This is a genomic window from Helicobacter sp. 13S00477-4 (assembly GCF_002272785.1).
Classification (GTDB): Bacteria; Campylobacterota; Campylobacteria; order Campylobacterales; family Helicobacteraceae; genus Helicobacter_J.
Map to the genome: position 1 here is coordinate 48,919 of NZ_MLAS01000004.1, position 17,916 is coordinate 66,834.

General features: G+C 33.3%; 14 protein-coding genes. 11 read left to right on the forward strand and 3 right to left on the reverse strand.

Features of this window, described 5'->3' with window-relative positions; translation table 11 throughout:
- Window positions 1-7 precede the first annotated feature (7 nt).
- Both bamA and BKH44_RS02975 read right to left on the reverse strand, forming a co-directional pair.
- Entirely contained in the window at window positions 8-2,362 is a 2,355-nt protein-coding gene (gene bamA, locus BKH44_RS02970) for an outer membrane protein assembly factor BamA (RefSeq protein ID WP_095270038.1), read from the reverse strand.
- Window positions 2,363-2,671: 309 nt separating this feature from the next.
- Window positions 2,672-3,871 carry a saccharopine dehydrogenase family protein gene (locus tag BKH44_RS02975; protein WP_095269922.1) on the reverse strand — a complete coding sequence of 400 codons (1,200 nt, stop codon included), beginning with the start codon at window positions 3,869-3,871 and terminating at the stop codon, window positions 2,672-2,674.
- 160 nt (window positions 3,872-4,031) lie between these two features.
- On the opposite strand from BKH44_RS02975, the gene gltS reads away from it, so the two are divergent.
- Window positions 4,032-5,243: a sodium/glutamate symporter gene (gene gltS / locus BKH44_RS02980; protein WP_095269924.1), complete on the forward strand. Its 1,212-nt coding sequence runs from the start codon at window positions 4,032-4,034 to the stop codon at window positions 5,241-5,243.
- A 12-nt stretch (window positions 5,244-5,255) separates the two neighbouring features.
- On the opposite strand, the gene BKH44_RS02985 is transcribed toward gltS, so the two are convergent.
- Window positions 5,256-6,722, reverse strand: coding sequence for a SulP family inorganic anion transporter (locus BKH44_RS02985; RefSeq protein WP_095269926.1), 1,467 nt, complete (start codon window positions 6,720-6,722; stop codon window positions 5,256-5,258).
- A gap of 190 nt (window positions 6,723-6,912) precedes the next feature.
- On the opposite strand from BKH44_RS02985, the gene ribD reads away from it, so the two are divergent.
- From ribD to BKH44_RS03035, 10 genes are all read left to right on the forward strand, one after another.
- Window positions 6,913-7,926: a bifunctional diaminohydroxyphosphoribosylaminopyrimidine deaminase/5-amino-6-(5-phosphoribosylamino)uracil reductase RibD gene (gene ribD, locus BKH44_RS02990; RefSeq protein ID WP_095269928.1), complete on the forward strand. Its 1,014-nt coding sequence runs from the start codon at window positions 6,913-6,915 to the stop codon at window positions 7,924-7,926.
- Complete coding sequence (locus BKH44_RS02995; RefSeq protein ID WP_095269930.1) at window positions 7,908-8,663, forward strand: methyltransferase; 756 nt, start codon at window positions 7,908-7,910, stop codon at window positions 8,661-8,663. Before ribD ends, BKH44_RS02995 begins: the two co-directional genes overlap by 19 nt.
- Window positions 8,660-11,044: a heavy metal translocating P-type ATPase gene (locus tag BKH44_RS03000; protein WP_095269932.1), complete on the forward strand. Its 2,385-nt coding sequence runs from the start codon at window positions 8,660-8,662 to the stop codon at window positions 11,042-11,044. Before BKH44_RS02995 ends, BKH44_RS03000 begins: the two co-directional genes overlap by 4 nt.
- 138 nt (window positions 11,045-11,182) lie before the next feature.
- Entirely contained in the window at window positions 11,183-11,941 is a 759-nt protein-coding gene (locus tag BKH44_RS03005) for a HugZ family heme oxygenase (protein ID WP_095269934.1), read from the forward strand.
- A 332-nt stretch (window positions 11,942-12,273) separates the two neighbouring features.
- Window positions 12,274-13,182, forward strand: coding sequence for a DMT family transporter (locus BKH44_RS03010; protein WP_095269936.1), 909 nt, complete (start codon window positions 12,274-12,276; stop codon window positions 13,180-13,182).
- Window positions 13,175-13,594, forward strand: a complete 420-nt coding sequence (locus tag BKH44_RS03015; RefSeq protein WP_257842576.1) for a CoA-binding protein — start codon at window positions 13,175-13,177, stop codon at window positions 13,592-13,594. Before BKH44_RS03010 ends, BKH44_RS03015 begins: the two co-directional genes overlap by 8 nt.
- Window positions 13,587-14,798, forward strand: coding sequence for a threonine ammonia-lyase (gene ilvA / locus BKH44_RS03020; RefSeq protein WP_095269938.1), 1,212 nt, complete (start codon window positions 13,587-13,589; stop codon window positions 14,796-14,798). Before BKH44_RS03015 ends, ilvA begins: the two co-directional genes overlap by 8 nt.
- Window positions 14,798-16,051, forward strand: coding sequence for a glycosyltransferase family 39 protein (locus BKH44_RS03025; protein WP_095269939.1), 1,254 nt, complete (start codon window positions 14,798-14,800; stop codon window positions 16,049-16,051). The genes ilvA and BKH44_RS03025 overlap by 1 nt, the downstream gene beginning before the upstream one ends.
- The gene (locus BKH44_RS03030; protein ID WP_095269941.1) at window positions 16,048-16,773 is read left to right on the forward strand and encodes a type II secretion system protein; all 726 of its coding nucleotides are present in this window, start codon (window positions 16,048-16,050) and stop codon (window positions 16,771-16,773) included. Before BKH44_RS03025 ends, BKH44_RS03030 begins: the two co-directional genes overlap by 4 nt.
- Window positions 16,745-17,902, forward strand: coding sequence for a capsular biosynthesis protein (locus tag BKH44_RS03035; RefSeq protein ID WP_095269943.1), 1,158 nt, complete (start codon window positions 16,745-16,747; stop codon window positions 17,900-17,902). Before BKH44_RS03030 ends, BKH44_RS03035 begins: the two co-directional genes overlap by 29 nt.
- Window positions 17,903-17,916: the final 14 nt, after the last annotated feature.

Genomic DNA, 17,916 nt, shown 5'->3' on the forward strand with positions numbered 1-17,916 from the left:
TAATCCTTTAAAATCTCGTTCCCATTGTGAATTCAAAATTTGAGGTATAGTCTCCTGGTTGTTTGTTGAAAACTTTAATAGGGAATACTAAAACAATTGGACCCATTGGTGATACCCATTCTAAGGCAATACCAGTAGCAGCTCTCCATTCTAAATGTTCATAACCTCTTTTTGGTACGCCATAATCTTGAAAATCAGCAGTTTTATTATCTTTACTATAGCCTTTATAAGTTATGAAACCGTAATCAAAATAACCTGAAATCCTCATTTTGGCTGCTTCTAAAATCCCATAACTGAGTTCGACAGAATTAGTAAAAAGTCCATCCCCTCCAACCCATAATCCATAAACATCTCGTGGAGATATAGACCCGCTTTGGAATCCTCTTATTGTACTCACACCCCCCATATAAAAGGTATTATTGATAGCCATAAAGTCTTGAGGGCTATAGCGGAATATATACCCTCCTTGGGCTTTGTATCTGGCTATAAAATCTAAACCAATGAGTTTTTTGAGGTGATAGTATGCAGCGAATTTTGCATATAATTTTGTATTCCTGACATTACCACCAAGTCCATTAAATTGAGCATATGCTGAAGCGATGATACCATTTTTTGGGAAGTAGTAGTCATCAGTATTATCAAAATTAATGCTAGGGGTAATAGAACTTGCGATTGGGATATGATAGTCTTTGTTCCAAATACCCCTTGCAAAACCACTCAGGTCATTTCCTACGATTTGCTTATCTGAAGCGTAATAACGTTCATAAAGTGGAGAGGAAAAATTGAAAGTTTTAGTTACATTGATATCATAACCCAAGCTTGCCCTGAGTGTATTGGTTATGAGTCGACCAGCTGTAATGCCAAATCCTCCGGATTGTTCGACATATTGGTAATTGACATAGTAGTTAGCATATAGATTCGCAGAGCCACTGTATCTGCTATCAAAGATTCTAGGATTGGATAGGGAAATATTGCCTGAAAACTGTCTACCGCTATTCCTGATACCATTATAGCTTTGACCTGTACCGGTAGAAATATTGGCATAGACACTACCGCTTTGACCTGTCCCAAAGAGATTTCGTTCACTCACAGAGCCATTGATCATTAGCCCTCCATAACTCCCATAGCCCAATCCAAATTGTAATTGTCCTGTCCTGCCTTCCTGAACACTTACAAGCAAATCCATAGCATCTGAGCTTACTCTTCTTTCTTCAATCTTGACATTATCAAAAAAACCAAGCCTTCGCAGAGCATTTTCAGAATCATTTACTTTGCTAAGACTGTATTGATCTCCGGGGGCTAAGAGGATTTCACGTCGGATGATTCGATCGCTTGTTCGAGTATTCCCTGAGATAATAACATCGCTGATATGGACTTTATCCCCAACTTGAATATGATAGATTACTTTTGTACTCCCTTCAGCTTCATTTTTATCTAAATCAGGCTTGACTACTGCAAATGCATAGCCTTTGTCTGCTACCTCTCTTTTTAAGATTTGAGTATCTGCACGCAAATTTTCAATGTTAAAAATTTCATTTTTTTTGATTTTGATTGATTTTAGGAGTTTGGAGATTGGGACGACTTCATCATCAATATTTATTTCTACATCAGAGACTTTATATTGAGTGCCTTCAACTATTTTGTAATAAAGGTTTGCACTATAGGTAGAGAAATTTGCATCTAAAAATGGTGAAGAAACATTTGCATCTAAAAAACCATGCCTCATATAAACATCTTGGATACGAAGGCTATCGTATTCTAATTCATTTAGGTGTAATTTACCATCATTGAGTCCCCACATCCAGCCCATAAAATCTCTCTGTTTATTTGCACTTAAGGATTCTAAATCTTTTTTTTTGAGTTTTTCTCTCCCTTCGTAGGTTGCTTTTCTGATAATAATATTATCGCCACGATTTACATTCAGCACAATAGCATAAGCTCCATCGTTTGTTACAGGGGTTATATCAGTTTCAACTACTGTGCCATAATAGCCTTGATATTCTAGGATGGTTTTTAGAGTATTTTTTGCTTTTTCAAGCTTTTGCTCATCAAAAGTATCGCCTTTTTTGATACCCATTTGAGTATAGAGGGTTTCTTTTTCTTGTTCTGTCCCATATCCTTTGATTTCTATGCTCGCTACTCGTGGTTTTTCAGTGAAATGAAAAATTAGTATACTTTTGTCAAAAGTAGCATAAACATCTTTGAAATAACCTTGATTATAAAGAGCAAGGATAGCTTTATTCAATTTAGATAGATCTAATGTATCACCTTCTTGGATATTTGTAACTTCTCCAGCAAGCATTGGAGACATGTATAATAATCCCTGATATTTTATAGAGTTAATCTTTTCTGCATACAGGATAGAAAGTCCAAAACATAGTAACAAAATAATTAGTTTTTTGAAATACAATTTTTTAATACCTTATGGAAATTAAGTTTTAATGTTGAATATATAGGCTCATAGATTATACTTGAATTTGTCTTAAAATAATCTATTGTGATATTTTTTGTTGTTCGATATATCAAGCAAGGCTTTTAGACTTAATTGGGGATATTTTATGATCTTGAATTATAGTAATGTTAGTTATTTGCTATATTGAAGTGTGTTTTAGGATTTTTGTATGGTTTTAATTTAATGAGGAAAAAGAGGAGATGCCTCTGTGTGTATCGTTTATTTTTCAATGATTTGCCAGGGTAGTCCTTGTGCATTGAGTTCTTCCATAAAAGGATCAGGGTCGAGCTCTTCCATATTGAATACGCCTGGTCCAGATACTTTTGTTCCCCATTTGCCCTCACAAATTAGTTTTGCTCCTATCATAGCAGGTACTCCTGTCGTATAACTAATGGCTTGTGCATTGACTTCTTCGTAACAATCTTGATGATCGCATACATTGTAAATATAAATTGTTTTTTCTATTCCATTTTTTGTCCCCTGCATATAACAACCAATATTTGTTTTTCCTTTTGTGCGTCCTGCTAGGCTTGAAGGGTCAGGCAAAAGAGTTTTGAGGAATTGAATAGGGATTATTTTGGTTCCATTGTGATCTATTTCATCAATCCTTAGCATACCAATATTTTGTAGGCAACGCATATGGTTGAGGTAATTTTGTGAAAATGTCATAAAAAATCGGATTCGTCTTAAGCCTCGAATGTTTTTTACTAATGATTCAAGTTCTTCGTGATAGAGTAGATAAGAATCTTTTTCACCTATTTCAGGATATGGCCATACTTGCATAATCTCCATAGGTTGTGTTTCTATCCATTTACCATTTTCCCAGTATTTTCCCTTAGAGCTAACTTCTCGTAGGTTTATTTCAGGATTAAAATTAGTCGCAAAAGCATAACCGTGATCCCCAGCATTACAATCAAGAATATCTATTGAATAAATTTCATCAAAATAATGTTTTTGTGCATAAGCACAAAAAATATTAGTGACACCAGGATCAAAACCACATCCTAATAATCCAAATATTTGAGCTTCTTTATAAGCAGGATTAAAAGCCCATTGTTCTTTATATTCAAATTTAGCTGTGTCAGGATGTTCATAATTGGCTGTATCAATATAATGTGTTTTTGTCTCTAGGCAAGCTTGCATGATAGTAAGATCTTGATAGGGGAGTGCGACATTGATAACTACTGTGGGCTTATATTTATTTATCAAGGAGACAAGAGCAGCAATATCATCAGCATTTACATTTTCACAAATAATTTCTCCAAGTCCCTTTTTACGAATATTTTCTGCTATTTTTTGGACTTTAGAAAGTGTTTTGCTTGCTAAGATGATTTTTGTAAAAACTCCTCTATTCATTGCGAGTTTGTGAGCAACGACTCCTCCAACCCCACCTGCACCTATTTGTAAGACGGTATTCATTTGGAATCTCCTTATTATTTTTGATTGAAAAAATATATAAAATTTTTTGAGGCATTATTATAAGCAGTTTTTCTATCCTAATGGAATCATTTTTGTAGTTTAAGCAAAAGTTTCATAGAATAAATATTGCTTGGATAGAATAAATTGAAAAAGGAAGAAAATGCAAGTAATGGATTTCAATGTTTATGCAACTTTGGTCTGTATGGTAGGAGTTTTGTTGATTGGACGTTTGATTATTAAGAGAGTCAAGTTTTTACAAGATTATGATATTCCAGAGCCAGTTGTTGGAGGTGTGATAGCGGCATTTTTAGTATTGATTGTTTATCATTTTTTTCATTTGGAATTTAAATTTGACTCATCTTTAAGAGACCCTTTGATGTTGGCATTTTTTGCTTCTATTGGTTTGAGTGCAGATTTTGCTTCTCTGAAGAAGGGTGGCAAAATGTTAGGGATATTTTTAATTATCGTTGTAGGCTTATTGTTTTTGCAAAATATTATTGGTATTGGGATAGCTCAAGCAATGGGTGTTAATCCACTTATTGGAATGCTAGGTGGCTCTATAACGATGAGTGGAGGGCATGGCACAGGTGCTGCTTGGGCAGAAGTATTTAAAAAGGATCCTTATGATTTTGCTCCAGCAATGGAAGTGGCGATGGCTTGTGCTACTTTTGGATTGATCAGTGGAGGTATTATTGGAGGACCTGTGGCAAGATATTTGATAAAAAAATATCAGCTCAAAACACCAGGTGTGAATGACAAAGAAGATATAGCACCAGTAGGTTTTGAATCACCTAAAAAAGAAAGATTAATCACCTCTTCAAGTTTTGTGGAATCTTTAGCTTTGATTGCAATTGCACTATTGATAGGGACAAGTGTTTCAGAATTAATGAATCAATTTTTTACATTGCCTACATTTGTTTGGTGTCTTTTTGTAGGTGTTATTCTAAGGAATATGCTTTCAATGCTCAATATACATAAAGTTTTTGATCGTGAAGTTGCTGTACTTGGGAATGTGAGTTTATCATTATTTTTAGCATTTGCTTTGATGACTATTAATTTATGGCAGTTGGTTGCTTTGGCATTGCCAATGATTGTGATTTTGATTGCTCAAGTTGTTGTGATGGTATTGTATGCGATTTTTGTAACCTTTCGTTTTTGTGGGAAAGATTATGATTCAGCGGTTTTTGCTGCAGGGCATTGCGGCTTTGGTTTGGGTGCGACACCCACAGCAATGGTTAATATGCAGACGGTTACAAACCACTATGGCTATTCACATGCTGCTTTTATTGTTGTTCCTTTGGTAGGAGCATTTTTTATTGATTTGGTCAATTCTTTAGTCATCAATGGATTTTTATATTTGCCATTTTTTTAAAAGTAGCAAATATTAATCTAATGCAACTTTATAATTAGGATCATCAAGTTCATAAGTACAATATTTTTGTGCTAGTGAAAGAGATTTTTTGCAGTCAGGGCTGAGGTGTCGTAATTTGAGACTTTTGCCTTTGGCTATATATTTTTTGGTGATTTTATCAATTGCTTCGATACCACTGCTGTCCATTACCCTAGCTTTATGAAAGTCAAATATTACATTTTGTGGATCAGATTCTATGTCAAAAAGTTCATTGAGAAAATGAGATGATGAGCCAAAAAATAAAGGACCTTCAAGTTCATATATTTTCGTACCATCTTTTTGAAATTTTATAGATGTTTTGATTTTTGCATTTTGATAGGCAAATACAAGAGCAGAGATAATGACTCCGGTAATTACAGCTATTGCTAGATCTGCAAATATCGTGATAATAGTCACTGATATTAATACAAAAGCATCTGCTCTGTTCATGCTCTTTAAACGCGAGAAGCTTGCCCATTCAAAGGTCTTGATAGATACTATGAACATAATCCCTACAAGGACACCAATAGGAATTTCGCCAATAATATTTGAGAGACTTACAACAAAAATGATAATCAAGATTGCTGCTGTGATAGAAGAAAGTCTTGTGGTTCCACCTGAAGTTGAATTGATAATACTTTGTCCAATCATCGCACATCCTGCAGTTGCTCCAAAAAAACCACAAGTTACATTCCCTAGCCCTTGAGCGATACACTCTTTATTGCTATTGCCTTTTTTACCTTTGAGTTCATCAAGCACTGAGAGTGTCAGTAAGGACTCTATTAGCCCTACTAAAGCTAATATGATTGCATAAGGCAAGATTATCTTGAAAGTTTCCCAATTTAGAGGAGCTTGAGGCAGAGAAAAGTGTGGTAAATCACCACTCATATTGCCCAGATCGGCTACGGTTTTTGTATCCAAATGCAAAAAGTAAGATAATAAACCCAAACTAACGATAGCTACAAGACCTGCAGGAACAGCCTTAGTAAATTTGGGTAGGAAAAACATAATAAGCATCGTAATGATTACAATTATATATATTGCAATACCTTCACCTTTGAAAAATTGTAATTGACTCATTGCAATGACAACAGCCAAACCATTTACAAACCCAAAAATTGCTGTTTGGGGTACAAAACGGATAAATTTACCTAATCTGAAAATTCCAATGAATATTTGAAAGATCCCTGCTAGGATAATTGCCCATAAAACATAAGATAAACCATGATTTACAGAAAGCGAAACTATCACTACTGCCATTGATCCTGCTGCACCACTTACCATTCCGGGTTTGCCCCCCAAAATAGATGCAATAAGCCCTAAGATAAATGCCGTATAAAGACCAACAATTGGATCAAAATTAGCCACAAGGCTAAAGCCTACTACTTCAGGGATAAGAGCTACAGAGACAACAATACCAGCAAAGATATCATTTTTTATTTGGATGAATTTTGATTGCATTGATTTGAAACCTAAGATTTTTGGATTTTAAAGTTTGAATATCAAAATTATAACATATAATTGTGTATTAAAAGAAATAAAATTATTTACTTTTATAGAGATATTTTGGAACTTATGGTTTATAGATAAAATGATAGCTTTTGTAAGAATAGATGGATTTTACTAGCAAATATTTTTTTAAGGAGAGAGAGTGGAAGATATTAATTTATTAATGTCTTTATGTATCAATGAGGCATGGCGATATCAAACTTTGACCTTACCAAATCCTGCTGTAGGGGCTATGATAGTAGGTGATAATGGAGAGATTTTAGCCTTGAGTGCACATCAAAAAAGCGGTACTTATCATGCAGAGGTCAATGCACTTAAGATTGCTTATGAAAAACTCACTTCAAAAAAATGTATAGGACAAACTCCTGAAGAAATACATAATTTTTTAGAAGAAAATCATTGTGGAATGTTCAGAGGATGTAGTGTATTTATTACCCTTGAACCTTGTAATCATTATGGAAAAACACCTCCTTGTGCTAAACTTTTGGAAGATATTAGACCAAAAAGGGTGGTGGTAGGTTCATTAGAAAAAACACAAGCACAAGGTGGAATCAATAGATTGCAAGAAGCAGGTATTGAGGTGATTTATGGGGTAGAGCAAAAGAAATGTGAAGATTTGCTTTATCCTTTTTTATGTTTGTCACAAAAAGGGAGCTTTAATCTTTTTAAACTTGCACAAAGATTGAATGGGGACTATAAAAGTGGTCTTATTTCCGGAAAAGAATCTAGGGAATTTACGCACAATCAACGCAGTATTGCTGATAAAATAATTATTTCTGGTAAGACATTACGAAATGATAGACCCATCTTGGATTCTAGGCATGCTAATGAGATGTATAGTGAAAAAGTAACAGATGTTATGGTTTTGAGCAGGGAAGATATTTTAGACAATACAGCTCCTATTTTTGATGTTTTAGATCGAAAAGTAATGATGAGTTCAGAGGTTTTAGGACTTGGGTTAGAGGATGGATTTAATGTCATTGAAGGGGGTTGGGAGCTTTTTGAGTCTTTGGAGTCATTCATTGATATGTTTTTGATTCATTTTTCACCTACTTTAAGGCAAAATATTTTTTCAAAAGGATTTTTTTGGGATGGAGAGCTTCTATATACGCATAAATTAGGAAATGATGCATTATTATGGATAAAAAAATCTTAAAAATTTATCAGCTTGCTGATGGGTATTGTTACAATAGTGATAGTTTATTTTTGTATGATTTTGCTAGAAGTTTTTTGAAACAAACTCACTTTATTTTGGATGTAGGATCAGGGAGTGGTGTAGTGGGTTTGTTGTGTGCAAAAGAAAGTGGTTGTAAACTTATGATGATTGAACTTGATATGCTTGTTGTTTTTCTTTCAAAACTCAATGCTAAATCTGCAGGTATACAAGCAGATGTTATACAAGGTGATTTTTTAGATTTTACTTCAAAGGTTAAATTTGATGTGATTTTATCCAATCCACCTTTTTATCGAAGTGGAGCTGTTAGTGCAAAAAATCATCGTATCAAAGTAGCAAGGAGTGAAGAATCTTTACCTTTTGATAAACTTTGTATGCAGGTAAAAAGGTTTTTAAAACCACAGGGTAGTTTTGTGTTTTGTTATGATGCTAAGGAGTCTCATCGTGTTTTTTACACCCTTAGGGCAGTGGGGCTGAATGCAGAAGTTATAAGGTTTGTTTATCCGCGTTTGGATAAAGAAGCAAGCTTAATCCTTTGCCAAGCTAGGATCAATACTAAATCAAGTTTAAGGGTTTTGCCTCCACTCATTACCCACAACTCTAGTATACAAACAGATAATACCCAAGAAGTCAAAGATATTTACACAAGGACAAATACATATAGTATTAAGGTTTTTTCTGATGATGTGGATATGGATTTTTTGAAGGAAAAACAATGAAGTGTTCGCATTGCCATTTGGAGTATCCAGAAAATGTTTTGAAACATTCAAGCAGAAATGGCAAAGAATTGTATTTTTGTTGTAATGGATGTGAGAGTGTATATTATTTATTGCACGAAAGCGGTTTAGAAAGTTTTTATGATAAGCTTGGGGACAAGACTCTCCAACCAGCTCAAAAGGTAATAAATAAAAAAGATTTGGCTTTATTTGACACTCCAGCGTTTGCAAAAAAATATATTTATAATAAAGAAGGTTTATGCCAAATTTCTTTAATTTTAGAAGGTATTCATTGTGCTGCATGTGTTTGGCTAAATGAAAAAGTTTTAAATTTTCAAGAAGGTATTTATGAGGCAAGCGTAAATTATACAAATAATCGTGTTAAGATCACTTACGATGATTGTAAGATTTCACCTTCAAAAATTATTTCTTTGATACGTTCTATTGGTTATGATGCTTGTGTGTATGATCCACAAATACAAGAGATGAGATCTAAAAAAGAGCGTAAAACTTACTATATTTCTTTAGTGATTGCTATTTTTTGTACAATGAATATTATGTGGATAGCTGTAGCTCAGTATGCAGGGTATTTTTTGGGTATGGGTAAAGAAATGAAAGGGGTTTTAAATTTAGTTTCTTTTTGTTTGTCGACACCAGTGTTATTTTATACAGGTAGGGTATTTTTTATAGGTGCATATTATGGGCTTAAGAATGGATTTGTTGGGATGGATTTGTTGGTTTGTACAGGAGCAAGCTTAACTTATTTTTATTCTATTTATGCAGCTTTATCAGGCATTGGTGAGACTTATTTTGAATCAGTAGCAATGATTGTTACGATTGTATTTGCAGGGAAGTTTTTAGAGGTAAAATCTAAAAAAACTGCAGGGGATGCTTTGGATAAATTGAATTCAAAAATCCCTAATAATGTTGTTGTTTTGGAAAACAATCAACGAGTTATCAAAACTCCTCAAGAGGTTCAAATAGGAGATATTATTGAAGTATTGCCTGCAGAAGCATTGGCATTAGATGGGTATTTATTAGGTGAGGGTATTTGGTTAGATACGAAATTTGTGAATGGAGAATCTTTGCCTGTTTGGATTTGTGAGGGAGATAGGGTTTTTTCTGGCTATGTGAATGGCAATAAAAGTTTTGTGTATAGGGTTTCAAAAATTTTTGAAGACTCTTTAATGAGCCGGTTGATAAGGATTTTAGAAGATTGTATTGCCCATAAGCCTCATATACAAACATTGGCTAATTCGATATCACAATATTTTTCAAAAGCCGTTTTAGGTATTGGGGCTTTGAGTTTACTCTGGTGGTATTATTTTGGGGGTATTGGGTTTGAACATTCTTTAATCATAGCAATTTCTGTGATTGTGATTTCTTGTCCTTGTGCTTTGGCTTTAGCCACACCCATAGCAACTGTAATTGGTTTGGGAGAGGCTTATAAAAATGGATTAGTCTTTAAGGAAGCTTCTTTTTTGGAAAGAATGGCTAAAGCAGATGTGGTACTTTTAGACAAAACTGGTACATTGACGCTTGGACAACCTGATGTAGTTGAAGTCATAAAAATTAAAGAATTTGATAAAAAGATTTTAAGTGCGTTTGTTTCTTGCAGTAAGCACCCTATTTCTCAAGGTATCCTTAGGTATTTAGGAGAGGTAAATTTTCCTATCAGTGGATTTTGTGAGGTTCCTGCTAGAGGCATTTGTGGGTTTGGAGATTCTAAGAGGCTTTTAGGTGGGAGCTTAGAGTATCTACGTTCTGAAGGAGTAACAGTTTTTGAGCCAAAAATGATTGAAGATACAGCTTTTGCTTATGCTGTAGATGGAGAGTTGGTAGCAATATTTTTACTAAGAGATGTTTTGAAAGAAGATGCAAAAGAATTTATAAATAATATATCACAAAAAAATATTGAAGTAAAAATCCTTAGTGGGGATAAAGAGCCTGTAGTGAAAAAAATAGCTCAAGAGCTTGGTATCAAACATTATAAAGCAGCTTTAATGCCTGAAGAAAAAGTTGGGATTGTGGATTCTTATCACAAGGAAGGCAAGGTTGTTGTGATGATAGGGGATGGGATTAATGATGTTTTAGCTTTAAGCAAAAGCGATGTTGGGATTTCAATGGGTGCTGGCAGTGATATTGCGATTGCTTCTTCAGATATTGTTGTTCTTGATGATAAACTTAAAACACTTTTAAAAGCTTTTGAGATTTCTAAAAAGAGTTATTTAGCTATCAAGCAAAATATTGCACTGAGTATTTTTTATAATATTTTAATGATACCTTTGGCAATGATGGGATTTATTATTCCTCTTTTGGCAGCCTTTAGTATGAGTGTGAGCTCTCTTTTAGTTGTAGGGAATAGTTTACGTATTAAGAGCTGACAGTATTTTTATATAAAATGATAATAATTACTATTTTTATATTATTTTAAGGAAACTTGTTTTAAAATGCTGTTTAATTTAAAAACAAACGCTAAATTATAAATGTCAATATGACATTTTAGAACTAAAGGAACAAAAATGGAAGTAGGAAGTGTGATTGCTCATATGAATGAGCATCATCAAGCAGAATTAGCAGGTCTTTTAAAAAAGTTCGCTCAAATATCAAATCCTCAAAATTCAAAACTTTTGAACGTTGATTCAATGGGGATGGATATAGGTTATGATTCAGATAAGACTTTTAGGATAGATTTTCCCCAAAAAGTTTCTGATATGCAAGATGGCTTGAAGAACGCTATTATAGATCTTTGTAAGAGTGTTCCTAAGACATTGGATATTGATTTAGTGAAGAAGGAAATTGAAGATTTTATCAATGAATTTGGTTCCGTCATTATTTCAAGTATCCATCCTTCAAATCAAGCTATTTGTTCTTATGCCCCTCTTTTGAAGTGTGGAGGAAAATTTTATATCTATATCAGCGAAGTTAGTGAACATTATGAGAGTCTTAGGGCATATCCAAAAAATGTTGAAGTGATGTTCATTGAGGATGAATGCAAAGCAAAATCTGTAATTTTAAGGAAACGATTGAGGTATAAAACTGAAGTCGAATTTATCTCTCGAAACGAAGAATTTGAAAAAGTTTTTGATACTTTTGTAGAGCATACAGGTGGAGCAGGTGGGATTAAAACCATTCGCAATATGATGGATTTTCATCTTGTCCGTTTGAATTTCTCAAAAGGTAGATTTGTGAAAGGTTTTGGACAGGCATATGACATTATTGATGGAAAAATCTCTTATATAGGAGGTGAAGGTAATCCACATAAAATGAAAAATAAATAAATTCCTAATTGTTTAAGTTGTTTTAGCTAAAGGAGAGTTGGTGTGGTTGTGGTGTGGGTCTCCTTTAGTTTGGTTGTTTAGTTTGTAAATCGTGATTTTTAGTTAAAGCAATGAGCCACATTGCTTTAACTTCGCATTATCTTCCTTTTAATAAATGCTGGGTTTTCCCAGTCATTTATTTTATCTTAAATTTTACTACGAGTTTTTTGAATTATTCTTAAAAATATTAAAGAATGAAAATCTATTGAAATCTTATTGATTTATTGAAAATTTAAGGGTGAAAAATCAAAAGTGTTTTATACTTTGAATAAATTTTATCTCAAGGGATAGTAATGAAATATTCCCAAACTGGTTTAGGAATTTTTTATATGGCAGCTTCTTCTTTTAGCTTTGCTTTGATGAATGCTTTTGTAAAAATTCTTTCCCCGCAGCTCTCTCCAATGGAAAATATATTTTTCAGATCCTTTGTAATGGTTATTTTTGTTCTAGGATTGTTTGCATTTTTTCCACCTAATAATTCAAATAAGAAAAAAGGAGGTTGGGGGAAACTTATTTTTAGAGCTGTCATTGGTGGGTTGAGTATGCTTGCTTTGTTTTATAATATTGCCACTATTCCTTTAGGTACAGCGACAGCATTTGCTCAAAGTGTTCCAATTTATACTGTGATTTTTTCAATAATTTTTTTGCGTGAACGACCTAGTATTTCAGTTATTTTTGCTACGATTATTGGGTTTGGTGGTGTGATTTTTATTTCTCATCCAGGCACAGATGGTTTGGGAATGAAAAATGTTTTTGCAGGTATTTTTAGTGGAGTGAGTGCAGCGTTAGCATTTGTTACTTTGAGGAGCTTGCGTGATTATTTTGATGAAAAAAGTGTTGTATTTGCTTTTGGGATTACTATGTCTTTGATAGGAGGTATAGGAATGTTTGTATATATACCACCTCTTTCTGTCGGTTGGAATTTTCCTAATGGGATCGAATGGGTGTATATCTTAGCAATGGGGTTGGCAGGTACTTTTGGGCAACATTTTTTGACTCGTGCTTATATGCTCGCTCCAGCAGGGATTGTCGCACCAATTGATTATAGTCGAATTGTTTGGGGTATAGTGTTGGGATTATTTTTGGGTGATAGTTTTCCTGATTTTATAAGTAGTATAGGGATATTATTGATTTTGATTTCAGGCATTTTGATTGCCTTGCCAGTATTTTTACGTGATATCAAAAGGATAAAAAGTGCATAAAGTGGATCAAATTTTAAAACAAGCTAAAAAAATTGCTATTATAGGTTTGAGTCCAGATATGAGTAAAGACAGCTATATTGTAGGGAAGTATTTGCAAGAAATGGGTTATATTATATTGCCTATTTATCCTAAAGAAGAGTTTATATTAGGGGAAAAGGTTTATAGGGATATTAAAGAAGCCTTAGATGTTCATAAACCTGAAATTGTGGTTGTATTCCGCAAAAGTGAAGCTTGCCAGAGTATTGCTCAAGATGTTTTGTGTGCAAATTTTTTGCCTAAGATTTTTTGGATGCAATTAGGGATATATAATCAGATAGCCAAAGATATGTTGATGTCAAGAGATATTTTTGTAATAGAAAATAAATGTATTAAAATTGAACACCAAAAAATATTAGGAGAAAAAAATGATTGAATTGGAAAAGATACGGCAAGCTCAAAGTAGAATCCAATCAATTATAGAATCAATCCCTCTTTCTTTTGCCCCACGTTTGAGTCAAGAAGTCGGTGCACAAATTTATTTGAAGAAAGAAAACCTCCAAAGAACTGGGGCATTTAAGATACGTGGAGCTTTTAATAAAATTGCAGGGATGAGTGAAATAGAGCGAAAAAATGGAGTCATTGCTTCTTCTGCTGGGAATCATGCTCAAGGAGTGGCGTATTCTGCTAGTCATTTTAGTATTCGTGCGGTTATTGTTATGCCTGAAGCAACTCCTTTGCTTAAAGTCATTGCGACTAAAAGATTTGGTGCAGAAGTGATTTTGGCTGGGGATAACTATGATGAGGCATACGCATATGCTTTGAAATTGTCTTTAGAGCAAAAACTTCATTTTATCCATCCTTTTGCCGATGATGAGGTTATGGCAGGACAGGGAAGTATTGGTCTTGAGATGATTGAAGAACAGCCTGATTTGAATATTATTTTAGTCCCCATTGGCGGGGGTGGCTTGATTGGTGGTATTGCAAGTGTTTACAAGGCACTCAAGCCTAATGTGAAGGTTATAGGTGTTACGGCTAGAGGAGCTAAAGCAATGAGGGAAAGCTTTAAAAAAGGCAAGATACAAAAAATAGAATCTGTTCGTACAATTGCAGATGGGATTGCTGTACGTGATGTGAATGAAAAAAATTATCGCTATATTTGTGATGGTGTGTATGATATTGCTGAAGTTGATGATGAGGAGATAGCAAGTGGGATTTTGTATTTGCTTGAAAATCAAAAACTTGTTGTTGAAGGTGCTGGAGCTACTGGTGTAGCTGCTCTTTTGCATAAAAAAATCAATCTGAAACCTACTGATAAAATAGGTGTCCTTTTGAGTGGGGGTAATATTGATGTGACAATGTTGAATTTGATTATTGAGAAAGGATTGCTTAAATCTGACAGAAAGATGAAATTTAAAGTAATTTTAATAGATAAACCCGGCAGTTTACAAAAGCTTACAGATATTTTGACACAGGTTGGGGCAAATATTGTTCAAATCGACTATGATAGGGTGAGTACAAGTTTGGATTATGGCGATGCAAGTGTTACAATGGCTTTAGAAACCAAGGGTAGAGAGCATAAAGAAGCTATCAGATTTAAGTTATTGGAATATGGATATAGATTCAATGAGATTTTTTAATGGTTACATTTGAAGGGGTTGTTTTATATATAAGATTTTGGCTAGAGAGTCATAGCCATACTAAGAGATCTTTAGATGTTGTTGATATTTTATTTTTCATCATTGCTTGTTTGAGCGTTTCTTTACAATTTTTGATGATAGGACAAATATCAATTAGTTATAAAGAGGCTTATGGTTTTTTTTATGAAAAAAATTTTATATTTGATTTGGTTCGTTTGAGCGTAGAGATTTTTGGTCAGAACGATTATGCTTTGAGGGTTCCTTTTATTTTACTCCATTTTTTTAATATGCTTTTGATTTATGCTATCAGCAGAAATTATCTTAAAAAGCCTACAGATAGTCTTTTTGCCGTTTTGATTTATGCAATGTTGCCGGGTGTTAATTTTAGTGCTATGTTAGTTATTAAAAGTGGATTTATTATTTTCATATCTTTATTGGTTTGTTATATCAATATTCGTTATAAAAAAATTCCTTATATTGTATTATTCTTTAGTATCTTTATTGATAGCAGTTCAAGTGTGTTGTTTTTAGCCGTGACTTTTTATGCTATTAAGAATAAAATGCCAAGAACCATTATTTATTGTCTTTGTGGATTTGCTATCAATATGTATCTATTTAATATGGATATTGGGGGGAGACCTCAAGGGCATTTTTTGGATATTTTGAGTGAGATGGCAATGCTTTTTTCACCTTTTTTATTCATTTATTACAGCTATGCACTTTATTGGGCAATTACAAAGTATGAAGATAATTTGATGATTTATATTAGTGTTACTAGTGTTGTATTTGCACTTTTGCTATCTATCCGACAAAATGTTGATTCTGAGATTTTTATCCCGATGAGTGTGGTAGGGTTGCCATTAATGATTAAGAGTTTTTTTAATGATATGAGGATTCGATTGCCTCGTTTTAGAAGTCGTTATAAGATGCGTTTTTTAATTGTTTTTATCACTTTATTTTTGGAGATATTTATTTTATTTGGCAATAAATGGAGTTATTTTTTTACTTCAAAAGATAATTTTGCTTCAAATTATTATATGGCTAAAGAAATCGCAAAAGCACTAAAACAATATGGTATTGAAGCCATCCATCTCAAAGATGATAAACTTGCATTACGATTAAGATTTTATGGTATCAAAGATAGTAAAGATTTTCGTCTCATCAAGATTCCAAATGGCAGGAAAGGAGATATTGGTATAGAATATATGGGTAGGAATATCCGTTCTTATAATATCATCAAGTTAAAGAAATGAGATCCGCATTCAGTTTATTTGAAATACTTATTGTTGTGGTCATTCTTGGCATACTCGCTTCTTTTGCTTTCTTAAGAAATGATAATACACTCAATCAAGCAGCAAAATCTTTGCTTGAACATATTGCTTATACGCGTCATTTGGCTTTAAATGATGATTTAGTTTTTACAAAATTGAACCAGACAAAAGGACTTGTGAATCGCTTTAGGAGTATCGATCCTAATGGTCTTATACTGCTTAATCCTATGTGGCAGATACAATTTCATTTCACAGGTAAATACACAATGTTTAGTTATAGTATTTATGTAGATACACCTCGTTTTGCACCCACAACACATTATGATGGTCGTCCAATGGATGGAGATATTATTGCCATAGAAGGGAATGATAGGAAATGTTTGAGTGGCTATAATAATAAAAATATTTCTGATATGTGCAAAAACAATTCTAGTGTTTTTGTGAGGTTGCATGAAGCTTATGGATTAGAAAAATTTTATGTACAAGCAGATGAATTTTGCCAAGAGCTTAGGGGAGCTAGGATATATTTTGATCGTTTTGGTAGACCATATTGTGGTAAAAGAGAAGCATTGAGCAGACCTTTTAAAATTATTTTAGAAAAAAATAAGAAAAAAAGAATCATTTGTGTTTTGCCTGTAAGTGGGTATAGTTTTTTGTTGAAATCTGGGGATGATTGTGAAAAGAAAAATAGCTATTCTTTGTGATTTTGATATTGCCAAACGACCGCGACCATTTCGCATGATAAAAATGCTTCAAGAAGAATATAAAATATTTGCCATCAGTAAGGAAGGATCTTTTATACAAGGGATTGAGTGTTTTTCCTTTCCTGCTGCTAAGAGTTCAAAACAACGAACTCAAAAAGAGGATCAAATCATTCAAAGTTATTGTTACAATAGAGAATTTGATAAATTGATTTATACTCCAAATCGTAGGGTTATAACAGATATTTTAACTTCTATACCGGTGTTAGATTTGATTATAGTTGAAGATATTACGCTCTTACCTTTTGCTTCAGATTATGTTTTGAGGCATCCAAATACAAAAATTTTAATTGACTTGAGGGAATATTATCCTCTTGAGTATGAAAATGATTTTTTGTGGTTAGAGACTTTTGGGGTATTTTTTAAATATTTATGTACGCAGTATTTACCTTGTGTTGATTTTGCTATCACTGTGAGTGAGGGCATTGCTATGAGATATCAAAAAGATTTTGGAATTGCTTGTGAAATTTTTTATTCTTTGCCGCCATTTTTTGACCTTGTGCCTTCTAAGCTTTCTTGTCGATTTGAAATCATCTATCATGGATTTTTGAGTCCTGATAGGCATTCAAAAAATTTACTTCAGATTGCCCATTTATTGGATGAAAGGTTTTGTTTGAACATAATGGGTTTGAGCAATCAAAAAGGTTTTATTGAAGGAATGCAACAAGAAGCTCAAAATATTTCAAACTTGAAATTTTTAGCCCCCGTGTGCATGGAAGATATTATTCCTTTTTGCAATCGTTTTGATATTGGTTTGATTACTTTACCTAAAAATGGGTTCAATAATACCTATGCTTTACCTAATAAATTTTTTGAATATATCCAATCAAGATTATGCGTGGTTTCTACCCCAATCTTTGAAGTAAAATCTTTGATAGAGGAGTTTAATATTGGTCAGTGTGCAAATGGATTTGAAGCTGAAGATGTTGCGAGGGTTTTGAATGGACTTGATAAAAGATTGTTAGGAGCTTATAAACATAATGCATCTAACATAGCACAAAAATATAGCACCCAAACCAATCATTCAAAAATAATCAGCATCATTGAGGGTATTTTAAATGCTAAAAAATGAGCAAGATTTAAGAG

What these genes read in the sequence shown, in the direction of transcription:
- BKH44_RS02975 (WP_095269922.1), bottom strand. Translation starts at nt 3,871, where the DNA reads ATGAATACCGTCTTACAAATAGGTGCAGGTGGGGTTGGAGGAGTCGTT.
- gltS (WP_095269924.1), top strand. Translation starts at nt 4,032, where the DNA reads ATGCAAGTAATGGATTTCAATGTTTATGCAACTTTGGTCTGTATGGTA.
- BKH44_RS02985 (WP_095269926.1), bottom strand. Translation starts at nt 6,722, where the DNA reads ATGCAATCAAAATTCATCCAAATAAAAAATGATATCTTTGCTGGTATT.
- BKH44_RS02995 (WP_095269930.1), top strand. Translation starts at nt 7,908, where the DNA reads ATGGATAAAAAAATCTTAAAAATTTATCAGCTTGCTGATGGGTATTGT.
- BKH44_RS03000 (WP_095269932.1), top strand. Translation starts at nt 8,660, where the DNA reads ATGAAGTGTTCGCATTGCCATTTGGAGTATCCAGAAAATGTTTTGAAA.
- BKH44_RS03005 (WP_095269934.1), top strand. Translation starts at nt 11,183, where the DNA reads ATGGAAGTAGGAAGTGTGATTGCTCATATGAATGAGCATCATCAAGCA.
- BKH44_RS03010 (WP_095269936.1), top strand. Translation starts at nt 12,274, where the DNA reads ATGAAATATTCCCAAACTGGTTTAGGAATTTTTTATATGGCAGCTTCT.
- ilvA (WP_095269938.1), top strand. Translation starts at nt 13,587, where the DNA reads ATGATTGAATTGGAAAAGATACGGCAAGCTCAAAGTAGAATCCAATCA.
- BKH44_RS03025 (WP_095269939.1), top strand. Translation starts at nt 14,798, where the DNA reads ATGGTTACATTTGAAGGGGTTGTTTTATATATAAGATTTTGGCTAGAG.
- BKH44_RS03030 (WP_095269941.1), top strand. Translation starts at nt 16,048, where the DNA reads ATGAGATCCGCATTCAGTTTATTTGAAATACTTATTGTTGTGGTCATT.